Annotated in this window: 17 protein-coding genes; 10 read left to right on the top strand and 7 right to left on the bottom strand. The window is 72.5% G+C overall.

Annotated elements, in window-relative coordinates; genetic code table 11:
• Positions 1 to 223 precede the first annotated feature (223 nt).
• The 4 genes from ACZ5DS_RS29640 (at position 224) to ACZ5DS_RS29625 (ending at position 4,980) form a co-directional block, all read left to right on the top strand.
• The gene (locus ACZ5DS_RS29640) at positions 224 to 1,552 is read left to right on the top strand and encodes an ABC transporter substrate-binding protein (RefSeq protein WP_468244426.1); all 1,329 of its coding nucleotides are present in this window, start codon (positions 224 to 226) and stop codon (positions 1,550 to 1,552) included.
• Positions 1,549 to 2,574 carry a carbohydrate ABC transporter permease gene (locus ACZ5DS_RS29635; RefSeq protein WP_468244424.1) on the top strand — a complete coding sequence of 342 codons (1,026 nt, stop codon included), beginning with the start codon at positions 1,549 to 1,551 and terminating at the stop codon, positions 2,572 to 2,574. Before ACZ5DS_RS29640 ends, ACZ5DS_RS29635 begins: the two co-directional genes overlap by 4 nt.
• Positions 2,571 to 3,455: a carbohydrate ABC transporter permease gene (locus ACZ5DS_RS29630; protein WP_468244422.1), complete on the top strand. Its 885-nt coding sequence runs from the start codon at positions 2,571 to 2,573 to the stop codon at positions 3,453 to 3,455. The genes ACZ5DS_RS29635 and ACZ5DS_RS29630 overlap by 4 nt, the downstream gene beginning before the upstream one ends.
• Before the next feature lie 94 nt (positions 3,456 to 3,549).
• A complete protein-coding gene (locus tag ACZ5DS_RS29625) occupies positions 3,550 to 4,980 on the top strand; it encodes a GH1 family beta-glucosidase (protein WP_468244419.1) in 1,431 nt (476 codons plus the stop codon).
• Between the two features lie 21 nt (positions 4,981 to 5,001).
• Here ACZ5DS_RS29625 and ACZ5DS_RS29620 read toward each other — a convergent pair whose 3' ends face one another.
• The 4 genes from ACZ5DS_RS29620 to ACZ5DS_RS29605 all read right to left on the bottom strand — a co-directional run bounded on the left by ACZ5DS_RS29620 (position 5,002) and on the right by ACZ5DS_RS29605 (position 9,962).
• Positions 5,002 to 6,108 carry an SH3 domain-containing protein gene (locus tag ACZ5DS_RS29620; RefSeq protein WP_468244416.1) on the bottom strand — a complete coding sequence of 369 codons (1,107 nt, stop codon included), beginning with the start codon at positions 6,106 to 6,108 and terminating at the stop codon, positions 5,002 to 5,004.
• A gap of 169 nt (positions 6,109 to 6,277) precedes the next feature.
• Entirely contained in the window at positions 6,278 to 7,744 is a 1,467-nt protein-coding gene (locus ACZ5DS_RS29615; RefSeq protein WP_468244413.1) for a glycoside hydrolase family 18 protein, read from the bottom strand.
• Positions 7,745 to 7,854: 110 nt separating this feature from the next.
• Positions 7,855 to 9,258, bottom strand: a complete 1,404-nt coding sequence (locus ACZ5DS_RS29610; protein WP_468244412.1) for a sensor histidine kinase — start codon at positions 9,256 to 9,258, stop codon at positions 7,855 to 7,857.
• A complete protein-coding gene (locus ACZ5DS_RS29605) occupies positions 9,255 to 9,962 on the bottom strand; it encodes a response regulator transcription factor (RefSeq protein ID WP_468244410.1) in 708 nt (235 codons plus the stop codon). The genes ACZ5DS_RS29610 and ACZ5DS_RS29605 overlap by 4 nt, the downstream gene beginning before the upstream one ends.
• 99 nt (positions 9,963 to 10,061) lie before the next feature.
• On the opposite strand from ACZ5DS_RS29605, the gene ACZ5DS_RS29600 reads away from it, so the two are divergent.
• Entirely contained in the window at positions 10,062 to 10,568 is a 507-nt protein-coding gene (locus tag ACZ5DS_RS29600) for a hypothetical protein (RefSeq protein ID WP_468244407.1), read from the top strand.
• Positions 10,569 to 10,584: 16 nt separating this feature from the next.
• Here the strand turns inward: ACZ5DS_RS29600 and ACZ5DS_RS29595 are convergent, their stop codons facing one another.
• Positions 10,585 to 11,454, bottom strand: coding sequence for a spermidine synthase (locus ACZ5DS_RS29595; protein ID WP_468244405.1), 870 nt, complete (start codon positions 11,452 to 11,454; stop codon positions 10,585 to 10,587).
• 34 nt (positions 11,455 to 11,488) lie between these two features.
• Positions 11,489 to 11,902 (bottom strand): hypothetical protein, encoded by a 414-nt coding sequence (locus ACZ5DS_RS29590; RefSeq protein WP_468244402.1) that lies wholly within the window; start codon positions 11,900 to 11,902, stop codon positions 11,489 to 11,491.
• Between the two features lie 265 nt (positions 11,903 to 12,167).
• Here ACZ5DS_RS29590 and ACZ5DS_RS29585 point away from each other — a divergent pair, with 265 nt between their 5' ends.
• Complete coding sequence (locus ACZ5DS_RS29585; protein ID WP_468244400.1) at positions 12,168 to 13,637, top strand: hypothetical protein; 1,470 nt, start codon at positions 12,168 to 12,170, stop codon at positions 13,635 to 13,637.
• 60 nt (positions 13,638 to 13,697) lie between these two features.
• On the opposite strand, the gene ACZ5DS_RS29580 is transcribed toward ACZ5DS_RS29585, so the two are convergent.
• Positions 13,698 to 14,294 carry a histidine phosphatase family protein gene (locus ACZ5DS_RS29580; RefSeq protein ID WP_468244397.1) on the bottom strand — a complete coding sequence of 199 codons (597 nt, stop codon included), beginning with the start codon at positions 14,292 to 14,294 and terminating at the stop codon, positions 13,698 to 13,700.
• Positions 14,295 to 14,467: 173 nt separating this feature from the next.
• On the opposite strand from ACZ5DS_RS29580, the gene ACZ5DS_RS29575 reads away from it, so the two are divergent.
• The 4 genes from ACZ5DS_RS29575 to ACZ5DS_RS29560 are packed head-to-tail and all read left to right on the top strand — an operon-like array spanning position 14,468 to position 19,413.
• The gene (locus ACZ5DS_RS29575) at positions 14,468 to 15,412 is read left to right on the top strand and encodes a phosphatase PAP2 family protein (RefSeq protein ID WP_468244394.1); all 945 of its coding nucleotides are present in this window, start codon (positions 14,468 to 14,470) and stop codon (positions 15,410 to 15,412) included.
• Positions 15,309 to 16,499 (top strand): hypothetical protein, encoded by a 1,191-nt coding sequence (locus tag ACZ5DS_RS29570; RefSeq protein ID WP_468244391.1) that lies wholly within the window; start codon positions 15,309 to 15,311, stop codon positions 16,497 to 16,499. The genes ACZ5DS_RS29575 and ACZ5DS_RS29570 overlap by 104 nt, the downstream gene beginning before the upstream one ends.
• Positions 16,490 to 18,079, top strand: coding sequence for a hypothetical protein (locus tag ACZ5DS_RS29565; RefSeq protein WP_468244389.1), 1,590 nt, complete (start codon positions 16,490 to 16,492; stop codon positions 18,077 to 18,079). The genes ACZ5DS_RS29570 and ACZ5DS_RS29565 overlap by 10 nt, the downstream gene beginning before the upstream one ends.
• Positions 18,076 to 19,413, top strand: coding sequence for an AAA domain-containing protein (locus ACZ5DS_RS29560; RefSeq protein ID WP_468244387.1), 1,338 nt, complete (start codon positions 18,076 to 18,078; stop codon positions 19,411 to 19,413). The genes ACZ5DS_RS29565 and ACZ5DS_RS29560 overlap by 4 nt, the downstream gene beginning before the upstream one ends.
• Positions 19,414 to 19,485 lie beyond the last annotated feature (72 nt).

Below are 19,485 nucleotides of genomic sequence, written 5' to 3'. Positions count from 1 at the left end.
GCCGGTTAACGCTCGGATATCTGAACGCAGCCCTCCTCGTCCGGTCCCTTGACACCCCGCTCCGAACCGACGACTCTTCAACACATCACTTGTGGGAGCGCTCCCACAGTACCTGACACCTACACATCCCGCACGTTCCCCGCCCGAGCCGCAGCGAACCGAACGGGCCCGATGTCCATGCAGTTGGCCGGGGGGTCGGCACGTCAGGCAACAGGAGGACTCAATGCGCACGAGCATCCGCGGGTCCCGCAGGCTGGGGGCCGTCGTGGCCGTCGCCGCGCTGGCCACAGGGCTGCTGGCCGGCTGCGCCAACGACTCGGACGACGGCTCGTCGAACGCGGACGGCGGCAACGGCAGTGGCAAGGGCAAGATCACGCTGACCATCGGGACCTTCGGCGTCTTCGGCTACAAGCAGGCCGGCCTCTACGACGAGTACATGAAGCTCCACAAGGACATCAGCATCAAGGAGAACGTCACCACTCGTACCGACGTGTACTGGCCGAAGGTGCTCACCCGCCTCCAGGCCGGCTCGGGCACCGACGACATTCAGGCCATCGAGATCGGCAACATCACCGAGGCCGTACAGACCCAGGGGTCCAAGTTCGTCGACCTCGGCAAGGACGTCGACAAGTCCCAGTGGCTGGACTGGAAGAACGCCCAGGCCACCACCAAGGACGGCAAGCTCATCGGGCTCGGGACCGACATCGGCCCGATGGCGATCTGCTACCGCAAGGACCTGTTCCAGCAGGCCGGCCTGCCGACCGACCGCACCAAGCTCGCCGAGACCTGGAAGGGCGACTGGGCGAAGTACGTCGACCTCGGCAAGCAGTACATGAAGAAGGCGCCGAAGGGCACGAAGTACGTCGACTCCGCCGCCTCCGTGTACAACGCGGCCCTCGGCGGCGGCGACGAGCGGTACTACGCCAAGGACGGCACCGTCGACTGGGACAAGTCCGACGGCGTGAAGAAGGCCTGGGACTCCGCGATGACCGTGGCGACCGGCGGGATGTCGGCGAAGCTGAAGCAGTTCGACCCGACGTGGGACCAGGGCTTCGCCAACGGCACCTTCGCGACCGTCGCCTGCCCGGCCTGGATGATCGGCTACATCGAGCAGAAGTCCGGTGACTCCGGCAAGGGCAAGTGGGACGTGGCGGCGGCCCCGACCGCGGCCAACTGGGGCGGCTCGTTCCTCGGCGTGCCGACGGCGAGCAGGCACCAGAAGGAGGCCGTCGAGCTGGCCAAGTGGCTGACCGCGCCCGAGCAGCAGGCCAAGGTCTTCGCCAAGCAGGCGAGCTTCCCGTCGACCCCGGCGGCGTACACGAGCCTGAAGCCGGCCGCGGACACCACGGCGTACTTCTCGAACGCGCCGCTCACCCAGATCTTCTCCGACTCGGCGAAGACGATCCCGTCGCAGTACTTCGGCATCAAGGACCAGCCGATCAACACCGCGATCACCGACGTCGGCATCCTCCAGGTCGAGCAGAAGGGCAAGTCGCCCGCGCAGGGCTGGGAGGCGGCCGGCAAGGAGATCAAGGACGTGCTCGGCCAGTGACCAGCCCCAAGCAGGCTCTCGCGCACTCCGCGTCGAGCGCCGAGGCCGCGTCCGGCACCCCGCCGGGCGCGGCCCGGGGCGCTCGCGGTCGCGGTGCGCCGGCGGGCGCCGACTCCTGGCGCAGCCGGCTGTACCGCTGGGACATGAAGGCGTCGCCGTACGCGTTCGTCGCCCCCTTCTTCGTCCTGTTCGGTGCCTTCACGCTGGTCCCGCTGCTGTACACGGCCTGGTACTCGCTGCACAGCGTGCAGCTGTCGGCCCTCGACCACCAGACCTGGGCGGGCCTGGACAACTACCAGAACCTGTTGTCCTCGGACTTCTTCTGGAACGCCCTGGAGAACACCTTCACCATCGGTCTGATCTCCACGGTTCCGCAGCTGATGGCGGCCATCTGGCTGGCCCACCTGCTGAACTACAAGCTGCGCGGCTCGACCGTGTGGCGTGTGGTGATGCTGACGCCGTACGCCACGTCGGTGGCGGCCGCGACCCTGGTGTTCACGCTGCTGTACTCCTGGGACGGCGGGATGGTCAACTGGATCCTGCACTTCTTCGGGGTGAATCCGGTCAACTGGCGTGAATCGGACTGGGGTTCGCAGTTCGCGGTGTCGTCGATCGTGATCTGGCGCTGGACCGGGTACAACGCGCTGATCTATCTGGCGGCGATGCAGGCGATCCCGGCCGATCTGTACGAGTCGGCGGCGATCGACGGAGCGAACCGCTGGCAGCAGTTCCGGCATGTGACGATCCCGCAGCTCAGGCCCACGATCCTGTTCACGATCGTCGTCTCCACCATCGGCGCCACCCAGCTCTTCGGTGAGCCGCTGCTGTTCGGCGGGGTCAGCGGGTCCAAGGGCGGCTCCGAGCACCAGTACCAGACGCTCGGTCTGTACATGTACGACCAGGGCTGGATCATCGGCAACCTCGGCAAGGCGTCCGCGATCGCCTGGTCGATGTTCCTGATCCTGCTGATCGTCGCCGCGGTCAACCTGCTGCTCACCCGACGGCTGAGGAAGTCCCAATGACGACCGGTGAAGTGACTCTCCCTGCGACGAAGGTGCAGCGCCGCCGGGTGATGGGTGCGGGCAAGCAGCTGCACGCGGGCCCGGTGACGTACGTCGTGCTGACCGTGTTCGCGCTCGTCTCGCTGGCCCCGCTGGTGTGGACGGCGATCGCGGCCTCGCGCACCGACCGGCGGCTGGCCCGGACCCCGCCGCCGCTGTGGTTCGGCGGCAACCTGTTCAAGAACCTCGAAGCCGCCTGGGACCAGGCCGGGCTCGGCACCGCGATGTTCAACTCGCTGATCGTGGCGGGCACGATCACGGTGAGCACGGTGCTGTTCTCCACACTGGCCGGCTTCGCCTTCGCCAAGCTGCGGTTCCGGTTCTCCAGCCTGCTGTTGCTGCTGACCATCGGCACGATGATGATCCCGCCGCAGCTGGCCGTCGTACCGCTGTATCTGTGGATGTCCGACCTCGGCTGGTCCAACCAGCTGCAGACGGTGATCCTGCCGAGCCTGGTGACCGCGTTCGGCACGTTCTTCATGCGGCAGTACCTGGTGCAGGCGCTGCCGTCGGAGCTGATCGAGGCGGCCCGGGTGGACGGGGCGAGCAGCCTCCGGGTCGTCTGGCACGTGGTCTTCCCCGCGGCACGGCCCGCCATGGCCGTGCTCGGCCTGCTGACCTTCGTGTTCGCCTGGAACGACTTCCTGTGGCCGATCATCGCCCTGAACCAGCAGAACCCGACCGTGCAGGTGGCCCTGAACTCGCTCGGCACCGGCTATGTCCCGGACCAGGCGGTGATCATGGCGGGCGCGCTGCTCGGCACGCTGCCGCTGCTGATCGCCTTCCTGCTGTTCGGCAAGCAGATCGTGGGCGGGATCATGCAGGGCGCGATCAAGGGCTGACCGTCCTTCCCAGGGGCCGGGCCACCGCCGTCCCGGCCCCTCTCCCCCTCCGCCTCGTTCTCCGATCTCGTACGACCCTGATGGGAGCGCTTCCATGCCTGAACCCATTACCGCCGTGACCTTTCCCCCCGCCTTCCTCTGGGGCGCCGCGACCTCCGCCTACCAGATCGAGGGGGCGGTGCGCGAGGGCGGCCGCACGCCCTCGATCTGGGACACCTTCAGCCATACGCCGGGCAGGACGGCCGGCGGCGAGACCGGTGACACCGCCGTCGACCACTACCACCGCTACCGCGAGGACGTGGCACTGATGGCGGAGCTGGGCCTCACCGCCTACCGCTTCTCCGTCTCCTGGTCCCGGGTGCAGCCGACCGGCCGGGGCCCGGCCGTCCAGGTGGGCCTGGACTTCTACCGGCGCCTCGTGGACGAGCTGCTGGCGCACGGCATCAAGCCCGCGGTCACCCTCTACCACTGGGACCTGCCGCAGGAGCTGGAGGACGCGGGCGGCTGGCCGGAGCGGGACACCGCGTACCGGTTCGCCGAGTACGCGCAGCTGGTCGGCGAGGCGCTGGGCGACCGGGTGGAGCACTGGATCACCCTCAACGAGCCCTGGTGCAGCGCGTTCCTGGGCTACGGCTCCGGGGTGCACGCCCCCGGCCGCACCGACCCGGCGGCCGCCCTGCGCGCGGCCCACCACCTCAACCTGGCCCACGGCCTGGGCACGGCGGCCCTGCGCTCGGCGATGCCGGCCCGCAACGAGATCGCCGTCAGCCTCAACTCCTCGGTCGTACGGCCCCTTACACAGGACCCGGCCGACCTGGCGGCGGCCCGCCGGATCGACGACCTGGCCAACGGCATCTTCCACGGCCCGATGCTGCACGGCGCGTACCCCTCGTCGCTGCTCGACGCGACGGCCTCGGTCACCGACTGGTCGTACGTCCTCGATGCCGACGTCCGCACGATCAACGCGCCGCTGGACGCGCTCGGCCTGAACTACTACACCCCGGCCCTGGTCTCGGCGGCCCCCGGCACGATCGAGGGCCCGCGGGCCGACGGCCACGGCGCGAGCGACCACTCCCCCTGGCCGGCCGCCGACGACGTGCTGTTCCACCAGACCCCGGGCGAGCGCACGGAGATGGGCTGGACGATCGACCCGACGGGCCTGCACGAGCTGATCATGCGGTACACCCGGGAGGCGCCGGGCCTGCCGCTGTACGTGACCGAGAACGGCGCGGCCTACGACGACAAGCCCGACCCCGACGGCCGGGTCCACGACCCCGAACGCATCGCCTACCTGCACGCCCACCTCTCGGAGGTCCACCGCGCCCGCACCGACGGCGCCGACGTCCGCGGCTACTACCTGTGGTCCCTGCTGGACAACTTCGAGTGGGCGTACGGCTACGGCAAGCGGTTCGGGGCCGTGTACGTGGACTACGGGACGCTGGAGCGGACTCCGAAGTCGAGTGCGCGGTGGTACGGCGAGGCGGCCCGGACGGGCGGGCTGCCACCGGTGGACGCCGCCTTCTGACGGGCCGGGCGCGCCCTGGGTTCAGCAGGTTGCGGGTGCGAGGGTCTCGGGTTCGCCGGCGAACGCGGTTGCCGTGGCCCAGCCCGTCCCGCCGGCGGCGAGGCGCAGCTGGACCCAGACGCCGCTCGTCCTGCCGTTGGCGGTGACCTCTTCGCCCTGCTGGATGCAGAGCGCCGGGTAGTCGTTGCCGGCCACGACACTGCCGACCTGTGCGCCCGTGGTGCTCGGCGCCGAGCGCACGGGCGCACCCGCGTCGGCGTGGACGGCGGTGGTGTCGGTGGGGGCCGCGTCCGCGGTGTCCTCGGGCGAGGGGCCGCTGTCGGTCGGGGAGGGCGAGGTCGAGTCGTCGGTCGCCGAGGGACTCGGTGTGACCTCGGGGGCGGCGACGTAGACCGTGGCCGCCTGCTGCGTGCTCGCGGTGACCTTGTCGCCGGGGCCCGGGTCCCCGTCGGCGGCCGGGGGCAGCTGTACGGAACCCTCGGGGGCGGTGGGGATGACCACGCGGGTCACCGTGCCGTCCTCCTGGTCGGCCGTCTCGGTGGCGTACTGGACCGTGAGGCAGGCGGCGGACAGCTTGGACGCGGTGTCCGCGACGGAGTCGCCGGCCGACACCTCCGGCAGGGTGACCGGAACGGTCTCGCCGGCGGGGCAGGAGGACGCCGAGACGGTGGGGACCGGCGTGTTCTGCCGGGTGTCGGAGATCTTCAGTTCTCCGCCGGACTTCCGGTGCGTGAAGTCGGCTCGGAGAATGCCTTTCGCCGGGGCCAGCGCGACTCCGTCGAGCGCCGGTTCGACCTTGTGTTTGGTGTGGACCAGATAACCGGATTCGACCAGTCCGAGTTTCTTGTCGAAGTACCGGATGACGGCGGTGAGATATCCCTTGGGGCTGTCCCCGAACTGGTGCTCAACACCGGTGCTCACGCTGAAAGTGCCGATCGGTGTCACGAAGTTCTTGGCCGCGGAGACGCTGATCTTTCCCGTGGAGTCGAGGGTGAAGGTCACCGGCACGAAATCCGGGGTGAAGGAGACGGACGGAGGCTGCTTGTCGCAGCCCGCCGCGCCCACCAGAGTGCATACGGATATCCCTGCCAGAAGCAGGGCGGTCACACGCGTGCGTATCGAGCCCATGACTCTCCCCCCGATTCTCCGCCGGCGCACAACGGCTCGGGCATCGTAGCGGCGCAATTCACGGCGCTGCCACTGGAATTGTCCGGTTGCGACGGCAGGGGCGCATGGGGCGAGGCCCGGCGAATACGATCCGCCGGGCCCGTTATGCACGCATCGGCATTTCGCGCGACTACTTGTACGCCCCGAACGCCTTCGAGAACGCGAACTTGTCCTGGGTGATCGAGCTGCATGTGGCGTCGGCGGTGGGCTTGGTACCGCCGTCGCACTGCTTGTCGCGGGTGGCGGACCACATGGAGAGCCCGCCGAGGCCCCTGGACTTGGCGAAGGTCACCAGCTGGGTGGCGTCGTCGACCTTGAAGACCTCGGAGGAGACGTCGTTGACGCCGATCATCGGGGTGACCGCGACCGCCTTCCAGGCGGCGGAGTCGGACAGGCCCAGCACGCTCTTGACCTGGGCCTGGGTGGCGGTGGCCGCCTGCTCGGCGTAGGTGCCCATGTCGCCGCTGTAGGAGGCGCCGTAGTCCATCGCCATGATGTTGACGGTGTCGGTCTTCACGCCGTTGGACTTGGCGTTGGACAGGAGGTTCACGCCGTCCTGGGTCAGGCCCTCGGGCATCACCGGGAGGGTGAAGGAGACGTCCAGGTTCGGGTGCTGGGCCTGGAGCTTGGCGATGGCCTGCGCGCGGCGGGTGTTGGCGGCCGTGTCGGGCAGCGCACCGCCCTCGACGTCGAAGTCGACCTTGGTCAGCTTGAGCGCGTCGACGACCTTGCCGTACGCCGCCGCCAGCGCGTCCGCGGAGGAGCAGGTGGTGGCCAGCTCGGAGCCGGAGGCACCGCCGAACGAGACCCGGACGTCACCGCCGTTGGCCCGCAGGGAGCCGATCTGCGCGGCCACGCCGTCGCTGGTGACGTCCGTGACACCGCCCCACTTGGGGGTGCAGCTGCCGCCGTCGGTGATGAAGGCGAGGTTGAAGTTCTTCACGCCGGTCGCGTCGGCCGCGGCGAGGAGGTCGAAGGCCGGGTAGAGGGAGGTGTCGACGTACGGCGCGAAGCCGGCGGAGGCGGTGGTGCCGCTGCCGGTGCTTCCGGTGGGGGTGGGCGTCGCGCTCTGGGTGGGGGTGGCGCTGTGGGTCGGGGTCGCGGTCTTGGTGGGGGTCGGGGTCGCCGACCGGGTCTGGGTCGGGCGGCCGCTCGGCTCGGGGGTCGCGCCGCCGTCCGCGGAACAGCTCGCATTGTCGATACGGCAACCGGTGGGATCCCCGGCGCCGTTGACGACGAAGCCGACGGTGACCGACTTGCCCGGCGCGAGGCCCGCCGTGTCCCACTTCGCGGGCTTCACGGTGACGTGCCGGCCGCTGACGCTCGACTCGCCGTTCCACAGCGAGCTGAGCTGCGCGCCCGCGGGGAGGTCGAACTCCAGCGTCCAGGTCTTCTCCGTCTGGTCGCTGTTGTTGGTGACGACGTACTGCGCGGTGTAGCCCGTCGACCAGTCGCTGGTCTTGGTGTACGCGGCGCCGACGCCGGCCGCGTGGGCGGTGCCGGTCAGCAGGACCGCGCCGCCGCCGACCACGGCCGCTGCCACCAGGCCGCCGATCGCCTTGTTCCTGCCACTGATCCTGCGCCGGTGCGTGCTCATGCGCGTGCCTGCCTTCGGTGTACACGGGGGTGGGGTGCGGCAGCACGCTAGCGGGCGAGAATCGGACAAACGGCTTGATAAGGGCGACTGTTGGGGATCTTATGGTGCGCTTAAGGAAGGGATCGGGGACGGTTAAAGGTCGAGACCAATTTGCCCGATCGGCGTCTGCGCACTCGCCCCCGGTGTCCCCGGCCCCCGGGCCCCCGCCCGTCCAGCTGGAACCAGATCCGGACCTCCGTGCCGCCCAGCACCGAGGAGCCGATGCGGACGTCACCGCCGGTGGACTCGGCGAGCCGGCGCACGATGTCGAGGCCGAGGCCGGTCGAGCCCGCGCTGCCGGAGCCGCGGCCGCGGGCCATCGCCGCCCCGGGGTCGGGTATGCCGGCCCCCGCGTCGGAGACCAGCACGATCACCGCGTCCTCGCCGTTGTGCACGTCGACCGCGAAGGCGGTGCCCTCGGCGGTGTGCCGGAACACGTTGCCGAGCAGCGCGTCGAGCGCGGCGGCCAGGTCGGCGCGGGCCACGGGTATGCGCACCGGCCGCTCCACACCGGCCACGCGCCACTTGCGGCCCTCGTCCTCGGCGAGCGCGGACCAGAACTCCATCCGCTCACGGACCACTTCGGCCGCGTCGCACCCGGCGCCGGGCCCGGCCGCCACGGTCTGCGGCTTGGCCTCCCGGGCCGTGCGGATGATGGTGTCGACCTCCCGCTCCAGCTGGGCGACGGCGGCCCGGGTCTGCTCGGCGGCCGGACCGCCGCCGAGGGAGGCCGCGTTCAGCCGGAGCACGGTGAGCGGGGTGCGCAGCCGGTGCGAGAGGTCGGCGGCCAGCTCGCGCTCGTTCGCCAGGAGTTGGACGACCTGGTCGGCCATGGAGTTGAACGCGACCGCCGCGAGCCTCAGTTCGGTGGGGCCCTCCTCCCGGACCCGGGCGCCCAGCTTGCCCTCGCCCAGTTCGTGCGCGCCCTCGACCAGCCGCTGCGCGGGCCGCACCATGCGCACCCCGAGCCGGTCGGCGACGGCGACCGAGCCGACGATCAGCGCGAGGCCGACGGCGGCGAGCACCGCCCAGGCCGTGCCGACACCGTTGCTCACCTCGGACTCGGGGACGTACACCTCGACGACCGCGATTGCGCCGGAGCTGAGCGCGACCGGCTGGAGCAGCGTGGAACCGCCGGTGACCGCTGTGGTGGAGGCGCGGCCCAGCTTCCGTACGGCCTCGATGTCGCGGTGGGCGGCGCGCTGCCGGCCGAGGTCGAGCGCGGTCCGGCCGTCGCCGGCGGGCAGGTGCACGGCCATCCCGGAGTCCGCGCCGGCGGAGGCCACCACCCGCTCCAGCTTGTCCCGGTCGGTGGTGATGGACAGCGCGGGGGCGGCCGCGGCGGCCTCCCGCTCGGCGCCTGCGAAGGCCCGGTCGCGGGCCATCTCCTGGACGACGAGACCGAGCGGCACGGCGAAGGCGACCACGACCATCGTGGTGACCGCCAGGCACACCTTGACCAGGGCCCATCTCATCGCGGCGGCTCCCCTCCCGCGGGCGGCTCCAGCTTCACCCCGACGCCCCTGAGGGTGTGCAGATAGCGCGGCCGGGCGGCCGTCTCCCCCAACTTCCGGCGCAACCAGGACAGATGGACGTCGATGGTCTGGTCGTCGCCGTAGGACTGCTGCCAGACCTCGGCGAGGAGTTCCTTGCGCGGCACGACGACACCGGGCCGGCCGGCGAGGAAGGCGAGCAGGTCGAACTCGCGGCGGGTGAGGTCGAGCCGGACGCCGTCCAGTTCGGCCTGGCGGCGCAGCGGATCGACGGTCAGCCCGCCGACCCGCAGGACGCTGGACGGCGGAGCCTCTGCGCCGCCGGCGCGAGCCCGGCGCAGCACGGCCGCGATCCGCGCCGAGAGGTGCTCGACCGAGAACGGCTTGGTCAGGTAGTCGTCCGCCCCGGCGTTGAGCAGCCGGACGATCTCCGTCTCGTCGTCCCGGGCGGTGGCGATGATGACGGGCACGTCGGTGATGCCGCGCAGCATCTTCAGTGCCTCGGAGCCGTCCAGGTCGGGCAGTCCGAGGTCCAGGATGACCACGTCGAAACGGAGATGGGCGACCTCGCGCAGCGCCTCCAGTGCCGTACCGACGCTGCGCACGGTGTGCGAGGCGTCGGTCAGATGCCGGATGAGCGCCGAGCGTACGAACTGGTCGTCCTCGACCACGAGCACACTTGCCATGCGCCGCACCGTACGCCATGCGGCCGAAGGGGGTCCGGCGCCTGTGGATAACTCGGGGCAAGTGCGCACGGCCGTACCCCTGAGGCAGTATGGCCCGCGATGCGCAGAGGACTCGTACACGTACTGGCGTGGCTGCTCGCGACGGGAGCGGCGGTCACGCTGTCGTGGTGGGGTGTGCACACGGTGATGGCCGGAACGGCGTACGACCCGCCGCGCGCCCTGCCGATCGCGGCGGCGGACACGACCGCGCAGCGCTCGCAGCCGTCGGACACGGCGCCGGCGCGGCGCTCGCCGTCGAAGAGCCCGTCGTCCAGGCCTGCGGCCCCCACGCCCTCCCGAACGCCGGTCCCGAGCACCAGCCCCTCCCCCACGGCCACCGCCTCCGGCCGGGTCAAGGCCTACGACACCGACGGCGGCCGGGCGGTCTTCGACCTGGGCAGCGCGAGCGCGACCCTCGTCTCGGCGACTCCGGGGACCGGCTGGTCGATGCAGGTGTGGAAGACGCAGACATGGATCCGGGTGGAGTTCGGCAGGGGCGCGGACCGGGTCTCGGTGTTCTGCACCTGGCACGACGGGCCGCCGCGTGTCGAGGTGGGCACCTACTGATCTGGGCCGGACGGGCTCAGCGGAACACCGAGGGCGGCGGGGCCGGTGAGGCGACCGCCGCCGCGTCCGTCACGGGTACGGCCCCGCCGGTGAAGTCGATGAGCTGCTTGCCGTGTTCGACCCGGGCGGGGTGCGGGTCGGAGGCGGCGCGGCGGGTGAGTTCGGCGAGCGGGAGCGGGAGATCGGAGGCGGCCAGGATGGCGTTGCCGAAGCGTTTGCCGCGCAGCACGGCCGGATCCGCGATCAGCGCGAGTTCCGGGAAGCGGGCGGCCGCGGTGGCGATCTGGCCGCGCAGATGGGCGAGCGGCGGGCCGTCGGCGAGGTTGGCGGCGTAGACACCGGAGGGCTTCAGGGCCCGGCGGACCTCGTCCAGGAACTCGGCCGAGGTGAGGTGGGCGGGGGTCCGGGCGCCGCTGAACACATCGGCGACGACCAGGTCGGCCCAGCCGTCGGGCACCTTGGCAAGACCCTCGCGCGCATCGGCCGACCTGACCCGGATCCGGGCGTTCGGATCCAACGGCAGCTCGCGGCGGACCAGTTGGACGAGGGCCGCGTCCCGCTCGACGACCTGCTGGGTGGAGCGGGGCCGGGTGGCGGCGACGTACCGGGCGAGAGTGAGGGCGCCGCCGCCGAGGTGGACGGCCTGCACGGGCTTCCCGGGCGGGGCGACGAGGTCGATGACATGGCCGAGGCGGCGCTGGTACTCGAAGGACAGGTACGCCGGGTCGTCCAGGTCGACGTGCGACTGGGGCGCCCCGTCGATCAGCAGCGTCCAGGCCCGGGAGCGGTCCGGGTCGGGTATGAGCTGCGCGAGCCCGCCGTCGACCGCTTCCACCACGGCCTCGACGGCGGCCGATCTGCGCCGGGTGTTCCTGGACCTGCCCATCGGTCCATTTTCGCAGCTGCCGAGGGCATGCGCTTCACCGGCAGCTGTCGGCCGCCTCGATCAGCCGGGCGGCCTCCCCGAGGGCCCGGCGCAGCACCACGGGGTCGGTCGCGAGGTCGGCGTCGCCGGGCGGGAGCAGCCAGTCCGATCCCTCCACCGGAGGCTCCGGGTTCAGCCGCAGCCCCTGCCCGTTCGTCTCGGTGCAGGTGCTGCCCGGCACGTCCCAGCAGGCGGCGGTGCCCGCCGGTACGAGGAAACCCAGGGTGTCGCATCCGTCGTCGTGCAGTACGGGCCCCACCGCCTCCGCGGCCCCCCGCCGCAGGATGTCGACCGCCTCGAGGCCCTGCCGGGCGGGCACCGTCACGAGGTCGCACGCCGTGTCGCCCGCCGTCATCGACGGCGACGTACCCGACGACATACAGGGATCGTTGCTCTGGCTGGTCTCCATTCCGACCTCCACCACGCTGCCCTCTTGCAGTCCGTCGGGTCCAACGCGCGAGCGCGTCAACGGCTACGGTGCAAGTGCGCCGCAAAGGATGGCAGTTCATGGCAGATCGTGGATGAGATATCCGGTTTGTAGCTAAACACTGCGTGGCGGGTCCGACACAGCAGGTACGTTCTTGCTCGCCGGAACCGGGGTGTCACACGGACAACTCAGCCCGAATCCACCCTGGATCCGGCATGGTTCGACGGTTCGCACGAGAGGACCGGCCATGGCGTCGTCAACCGAGACCTCGTCGCAGCCCGAACGGCCACCCCGGCCGAACCTCGCCTTCCGGCAGCTGCGCGGCCGGCGCTCACCGGCCGAGTTCGCCGCGCTGGTGCGGCGGGCCGCACGCGAGATCGGCGAGCGGGTGAGCTGTGACGCTCGCTACATCGGCAGGGTCGAGGCGGGTGAGATCCGCTGCCCGAACTACGCGTACGAACGGGTGTTCCTGCACATGTTCCCCGGTCGCACGCTCACCGACCTCGGCTTCGCGCCGCGCTCGTCCGTCCGCGGACGCGCGGCGCGTACGACCGGGGACGCGCCCCCGGTGCTCGACACCGCTGAGACACAGGGGAGTCGCGAGCCGTATGACACGCAGGACCGGCACGACCCGCAGAACCCGTACGACCCGCACGAGCCGTACGAGAACGACCCCCTGAACCACGAGGAGAGCGACGTGCTGCGTCGCGCATTCATGACCGGCGGAGGCGCCACGGTTGCCGCCGCCACGCTGAGCCCGCTGGGGCTCACCACCGACGCCGCGGCGCCGGTCCGGCCGCCGCGCCGCGCCGGATCCCCCGAGGCGGCCGCCCTGGAGGAAGCCGTCCGCCGCATCCGGCTGCTCGACGACCGGCACGGCGCGGACGGCCTGTACCGGCGCGCGGCGGCCCCGCTGCGCGCCGCCTACGCGCTCCTGGACGCCGGCGCGACCCGGCTGACGACCGCCGAGCGGTTGCACTCCGGCGCCGGTGAACTGGCCATCTCGGTGGGCTGGCTGGCCCATGACTCCGGCCGCTTCGACGACGCCCGCTCGCACTACGCGGAGGCGCTCGCGACCGCCCGGATGACCGGCGACCCCGCTCTGGAGGCCCACGCCTTCTGCAACACGGCGTTCCTGGCCCGCGACGCCGGCCGGCCCCGCGAGGCGGTGCGCGCCGCGCAGGCCGCCCAGCGCGTCGCCCGCCCCCTGGGCTCGCCGCGTCTGATGTCCCTGCTCGCCCTGCGGGAGGCGGGCGGCTGGGCGGGGCTCGCCGACCGCGCCGGCTGCGAACAGGCGCTGGCCCGGGCGCAGGCCCTCTTCGAGCGAGGCCACTCGGACGCCGACCCCGAGTGGATGAGCTTCTACGGAGAGGCCGAGCTGGAGGGTCTCGAGGCGCAGTGCTGGTCGACGCTGGGCGACTGGCGGCGCGCGTCCCGCCATGCGCGCCGGGCGGCCCAGCTGCAGGACCCCCACTTCACCCGCAACATCGCCCTCTACACCGCCGAGCTGGCCGACGACCTGGCGCGCGAGGGCCGTCCCGACGAGGCGGCGAGCGCCGCGCTGCACGTCCTGTCCCTCCTGGACCAGGTCCAGTCCTCCCGTATCCAGACGATGCTGGCGGGGACGGCACGGGTGCTTCTTCCGCACCGGCGGGCGTCGGGAGTCTCGGACTTCCTGGACCGGCATGCGTCATTGCCACGGGTGGGGCGGGCGTAGCGAAGAGACTGCGGCTGCGGCCGGTGATGCCGCCGTAGCTGCGGGCAATCGCGCAACCGGTCAGCCCGCCAAGTGCCCCAAGTCGTTCCAGCTCTCGATCGCCGGCTCCCCGTACGCCCAGCCCAGCACCGACAGCGAGGTCGGGTTCAGGCGTATGCGGGCCGCGAAGTCCAGCGGGAGCCCCAGCCAGCGCGCGCCGATCGAGCGCAGGATGTGCCCGTGGGCGAAGACCAGCACGTCACGGTCGGCCGACCGGGCCCACGCCACGACCTCGTCCGCGCGCGCGGTGACCTCGGCGAGGCTCTCCCCCTCGGGCACGCCGTCCCGCCAGATCAGCCACCCCGGCCGCACGGCCTGGATCTCGGCGGGCGTCATGCCCTCGTACGCGCCGTAGTCCCATTCCATGAGCGTGTCCCAGGACTCGGCGCGCTCACCGAACCCGGCCAGCTCGCACGTCTCACGCGCGCGTGCCAGCGGACTGGTCCGCACCTCCACCCCGGGCAGCCCCTCCAACGGCGCCCGGTGCAGCCGCTCGCCGAGCAGCTTGGCGCCGCGCCGGCCCTCCTCCAGGAGGGGCACGTCGGTCCTGCCGGTGTGCTTGCCGGCCAGCGACCATTCCGTCTGTCCGTGCCGGGCCAGCAGGATGCGCGGTGCCATGGGAGACCTTTCCGGAAGGAGGGAGGGGTCCCTCCATCATCGCAGGGGCAACCCGCCGGGCGATCGCGGCGTCTTTGAGGGCTGAAGCGCCCGCATGGCCGGGATATGGACCACGTAAAGTGACACGGTCGCCCGGCGGGGGCGCCGCACAGCAGTAGGGGGAGGGCGATCGGATGCCGCAGACCGAGGCACCGGGCACCGAGGTGGCTCCGCGAACCCGGCTGCGGTGGTGGACCGAGCTGCCCCTGATCCTGCTGGTCTACGGCTGCTATTCGGCCGGCCGCCTCCTCGCCCGCGGCGACGTCTCCTCCGCCGTCGACCACGGCCTGGCGATCCTGCGCATCGAGAAGGCCCTGCACCTCGACGCCGAGCACCCGCTCAACCGGCTGTTCACGCGCGAGGCGTGGCTCGGCGTACCCGCCGACTTCTGGTACGCGTCGCTGCATTACCTGGTCACGCCCGTCATCCTGGTCTGGCTGTTCAAGGCCCGCACCGAGCACTACCGCGCGGCCCGCACCTGGCTGATGACGTCCACCTTCATCGGCCTGATCGGCTTCACCCTGCTGCCCACCTGCCCGCCCCGCCTGCTCGCCGACGGCCACGGCTTCGTGGACACGATGGCCCAGTACAGCTCGTACGGCTGGTGGGGCGGCGAGGCCAGCGCGCCGCGCGGCATGGGCGGCATGACCAACCAGTACGCGGCGATGCCGAGCCTGCACGTCGGCTGGGCGCTGTGGTGCGGGGTGATGCTGTGGCGGTACGGCGGCACGCGCCTCATGAAGGTCCTCGGCGTCGTCTACCCGCTGGTGACCGCGCTGGTGGTCATGGGCACCGCCAACCACTACTTCCTGGACGCGGTCGCGGGCGTCGCCGTGATGGGCGTGGGCCTGCTGCTCGCGCCGCGCGTGATCCGCGGTGCGGATCTGGTGCGAACCCGCCTCACCCGCCGCACCCCGGCGGCCGCCGCCGGCACGGGTTCCCCGATTGTCAGTGGCGGATGCCAGACTTCCGCGGGTGAGCGAATTCCACGGCAGCGCGAGTCGCAGCCCGCGTCCGCAGCCGGACCGGACGCCTCCCCGAGCGACGCAGGGGACGAGGCTCCGGCAACGGCTCGCTGAGCTGCGCGGCCCCGACGTACCGGCCAAGGCCCTGGACGCGCGCGCCCTCGCGGCGCTCGCCGCGAACCCCGGGTGCCGCAGGCGGGCGATCCTGGACGGCGCCGGAGTGGACAAGGCGGCGCTCGCCGGCGCGCTGGGCGCGCCGTCCGGGTTCGGGCAGTCGCAGTTCGCACTGACCCGGGGCAACGCGTTCGAGGCGCGGGTGAAGGCCGACGGCGGCGCGGAGCTGCTGCGGCTGGTCCACGCCCGGCTCGACCCGGGCGCCGAGCCGCCCGCCGGGGCGGCCGTCCCCGACCTGTCCGCGCAGGGGCCCGAAGGCCGTACGGCCCGTACGGCGCTGGCACTGCGCGAGGCCACCGGTGTGAACGGCTGGACGCTCCTGGACCACCCGATGCTGGCGCTGGACGTGGCGGGCTCGCTCGCCTTCCTGGAGCCGGACGCGGTGGTGGTGCACCCGGACGGCAGCTGGACGGTCGTGGAGATCAAGTCCTTCCCGATGCTGGACGGTTCGGCCGACCCGGCGAAGGTGGGCGCGGCCGCCCGCCAGGCGGCGGTGTACGTACTGGCCCTGGAAGAGGTCGCGGCCCGTCTCGATCCCGCTCCTCGGGTACGGCACCGGGTGCTGCTCGTGTGCCCCAAGGACTTCTCGAACCTGGCCACCGCCTCCGCCGTGGACGTGCGCAAGCAGCGGGCGGTCGCCGCGCGGCAGCTGGCCCGGCTCACCCGGATCGAGGAGATCGCCGACGCCCTGCCCGAGGGCATGTGCTTCGCACCGGACCGCCCGGCCGAGGAGCTGACGGCGGCCGTCGAGGCGGTCCCGGCGACGTACGCGCCCGAGTGCCTGTCGGCCTGTGAACTGGCCTTCCACTGCCGGGAACGCTCCCGCGCGGCCGGCGCGGTGACCCGCCTCGGCCGCCCCCTGCGGGCCGACCTCGGCGGTCTGACCACGGTCGAGGACGTCCTCGCGGCGGCCCGCGGCGCGAGCGGCGACCCCGACGACCCGGCGGTGGCGGCGCTGCGCCGGGCGGCGGCGCTGCGCGCGGAGGCCCTCGCCACGGCCGGCCGGGCGGTGGCCGCGTGTCCCTGATCGCCACCCTGGCCCGGCTCGAGGCCGTCAGCACCGGCCGTGCCCAGCCCGCCGCGACCGTCCGCCACCGGCACCTGTCCGACCGCCCCCTGGTGTTCGTGCCGCTCACCACCGCCGGTGAGGCCGGTGCCCCGCTCGGCGCGCTGGTCGGCACCGACCGGGACGCCCCGCGGCTGCTGGTGGTACCGCAGCCCCGCGACCGCGACCTGCGCTTCGCGTTCCTCGCCGACCTGGCCGACGTGGTCCTGCCGTACCTCGACTCCTGTGCGGAGGCCGTCGAGGCGGCCGAGCGCACGGAGACCGACCCGGAGACCGGCAAGCGGGTCAAGGTGGAGGTCGAGCTGTGCGCGGACGCGCCCCAGCTGATCGTGCCGAGCCGGGCGGGCCTGGACTACGTACGGCTGCTCGGCCGCTCCATGCGCTTCCGCCGCACCGCCGAGCAGGACCCGGAGACACCCCACCCGGCGCCTCCCCGTATCCCCCTGCTCGGCCGCTGGCTGACCCACTACGGCGAGCGCGCCCGCGTACCCGGCTCCTCGCTCCTGCTGGCCCTCACCGATGTGCTGTCCCGGCACTGGGCGACCGGCCAGTCCAGCCTGGAGGACCAGCACCTGGGCGCGCTGCTCGCCTGGATCGACCCTCCCGAAGGCAGCACCGGCGCCGATGCCGCCCGCAGGGCCGAGCTCGCGCGCGATGCCGACGGCCAGCTGCTGTGCCCGCCGGCCGGCCCGGCCACCGACCCGGCGTTCGACAACAAGCTCCTTGCCCCGGCCATCGAGCGCTACGACCGCGCCCGCACCGCCCTCGCCGCCGCCGAGGACGCCCTGGAGGCGGACGACCGGCTGGCCGCGCTCACCGCGGCCGAGCGGGAGATCCGCGACCTGGTCGACAGCCGCACCCGGCCCACCTGGGACGCCGTGTGGCAGGGCCTGGACCTGCTGCGGGCGCTGCCGGAGGGCGCGCACGTCGAGGAGCGCTGGACCCGGGACCGCTGGTCGTTCACCGGTCACCGGGACCGGGTCGTGGCCGGCGAGCCCCCGCAGCCGCGCCGCGACGACGCGGTGACGGCGGCGAACAAGCTGGCCACGCGCGAGCGTGAGCAGGCCCGCCTGGAGGCGCAGGAGGCGCTGGACGACCCGCTGGTGATGGCCGGGCGGCGGCTGGCCGGGGAGGCCTTCGCGGGCGAGGTGACCGATGTCGTCATGGCGTACAGCGAGGGCAAGCGGCCGAGCCCGCGCCCGCTGGTGACGGTCCGCACGGACGACCGGCCGCATCTGGCGGAGCGCGCGAAGGTGTACCGCTCGCTGGGCGGCAAACCGCAGGCGGCGGAGTTCGCCGGGTACGAGGCCGAGGGTGTGCTGGTCCTCCGGATCGTGGACAAGATGGGCCGGGGCAAGGAGCCCGAGCCCGGATCGGTGCCGGAGAAGGGCGACGCGGTCTGCTTCACGCTCTTCGAGCACGAGCAGCGCGGCGGCGCGAAACTGCCCGACCCGGAGGAGACCCCGTGGACGCACGGCGGCCCGCCGGGCGAGGCCGCGCCGGAAGCCCCCGACACCGTGACCAAGGAGGACGTCCTGTGACGACGGTCGACTTCGACCCCGGAGCCGCTGCCGCCCGCGCCACCGACGCGATCCTCCACGACACCCTGCACGGCACCGAGCGGGGCGTGGTCGTCGACTCCCCGCCCGGCGCCGGCAAGTCCACGCTGGTGGTCCGGGCAGCACTGGAACTCGCCGACGCGGGCCGCCCGTTGATGGTGGTGGCACAGACGAACGCCCAGGTGGACGACCTCGTCCTGCGGCTCGCCGAGAAGAACCCCGAGCTGCCGGTCGGCCGCCTGCACAGCAGCGACACCGACCCGTACGACAAGGCGCTGGACGACCTGCCGAACGTCCGCCCGTCGGCGAAGGCGGCCGGGCTGACCGGCCTCCCGGTGGTCCTCTCCACTGCCGCGAAGTGGGCGCACGTCACGGTGGACGAGCCGTGGCGGCACGCGATCGTGGACGAGGCGTACCAGATGCGCTCGGACTCCCTGTTGGCCGTGGCCGGTCTGTTCGAGCGGGCGCTGTTCGTGGGCGACCCGGGCCAGCTGGACCCGTTCGCGATCGTGGGCAGCGAGCAGTGGGCGGGACTGTCGTACGACCCCTCGGCCTCGGCGGTCAGCACGCTCCTGGCGCACAACCCGGGCCTGCCCCAGCACCGCCTCCCGGTGTCCTGGCGCCTGCCGGCCTCCGCGGCCCCGCTGGTCTCGGACGCCTTCTACCCGTACACCCCGTTCCGCAGCGGCACAGGCCACGAGGACCGGCGCCTGGCCTTCGCGGTCCCCTCCGACGGCTCGGGCCCGGACCGGGTGATCGACGAGGCGGCGCAGTCCGGCTGGGGCCTGCTGGAGCTGCCCGCCCGGCACACCCCGCGCACGGACCCGGAGGCGGTACGGGCGGTGGCCACGGTCGTACGACGCCTGCTGGCCCGCGAGGGCGCGGCCGTCTCGGAAACCTCCCCGGCCCCCTCCCCCCTCACTCCCGACCGCATCGCCGTCGGCACGGCCCACCGCGACCAGGCGGCGGCGGTCCGCTCGGCGCTCGCGGAGCTGGGCGTCACGGACGTCACCGTCGACACGGCCAACCGCCTCCAGGGCCGCGAGTACGACGTCACGGTCGTCCTCCACCCCCTGTCCGGCCGCCCCGACGCCACCGCCTTCCACCTGGAGACGGGCCGCCTGTGCGTCCTGGCCTCCCGCCACCGCCACGCCTGCATCGTGGTGTGCCGCGCCGGGGTGGGCGACCTGCTGGACGAATACCCCTCCACGGAGCCGGTCCAGCTGGGCACGCTGGTGAAGTTTCCGGACGGGTGGGAGGCGAACCATGCCGTGCTGGCGCATCTGGCGGAGCACAGGGTGAGCTGGCGGCCGTGACCGCCACCCCGGCATCCGGGCCGATGAGCGCCGAGCTCATCGCCGCCACTTCGCCGGACGGAGTCCGGCACG

This window comes from Streptomyces sp. NPDC031100 (assembly GCF_055570785.1).
The sequence above is the reverse complement of the archived record's forward strand: the minus strand, read 5'-3'. Positions and strand labels throughout refer to the sequence as shown.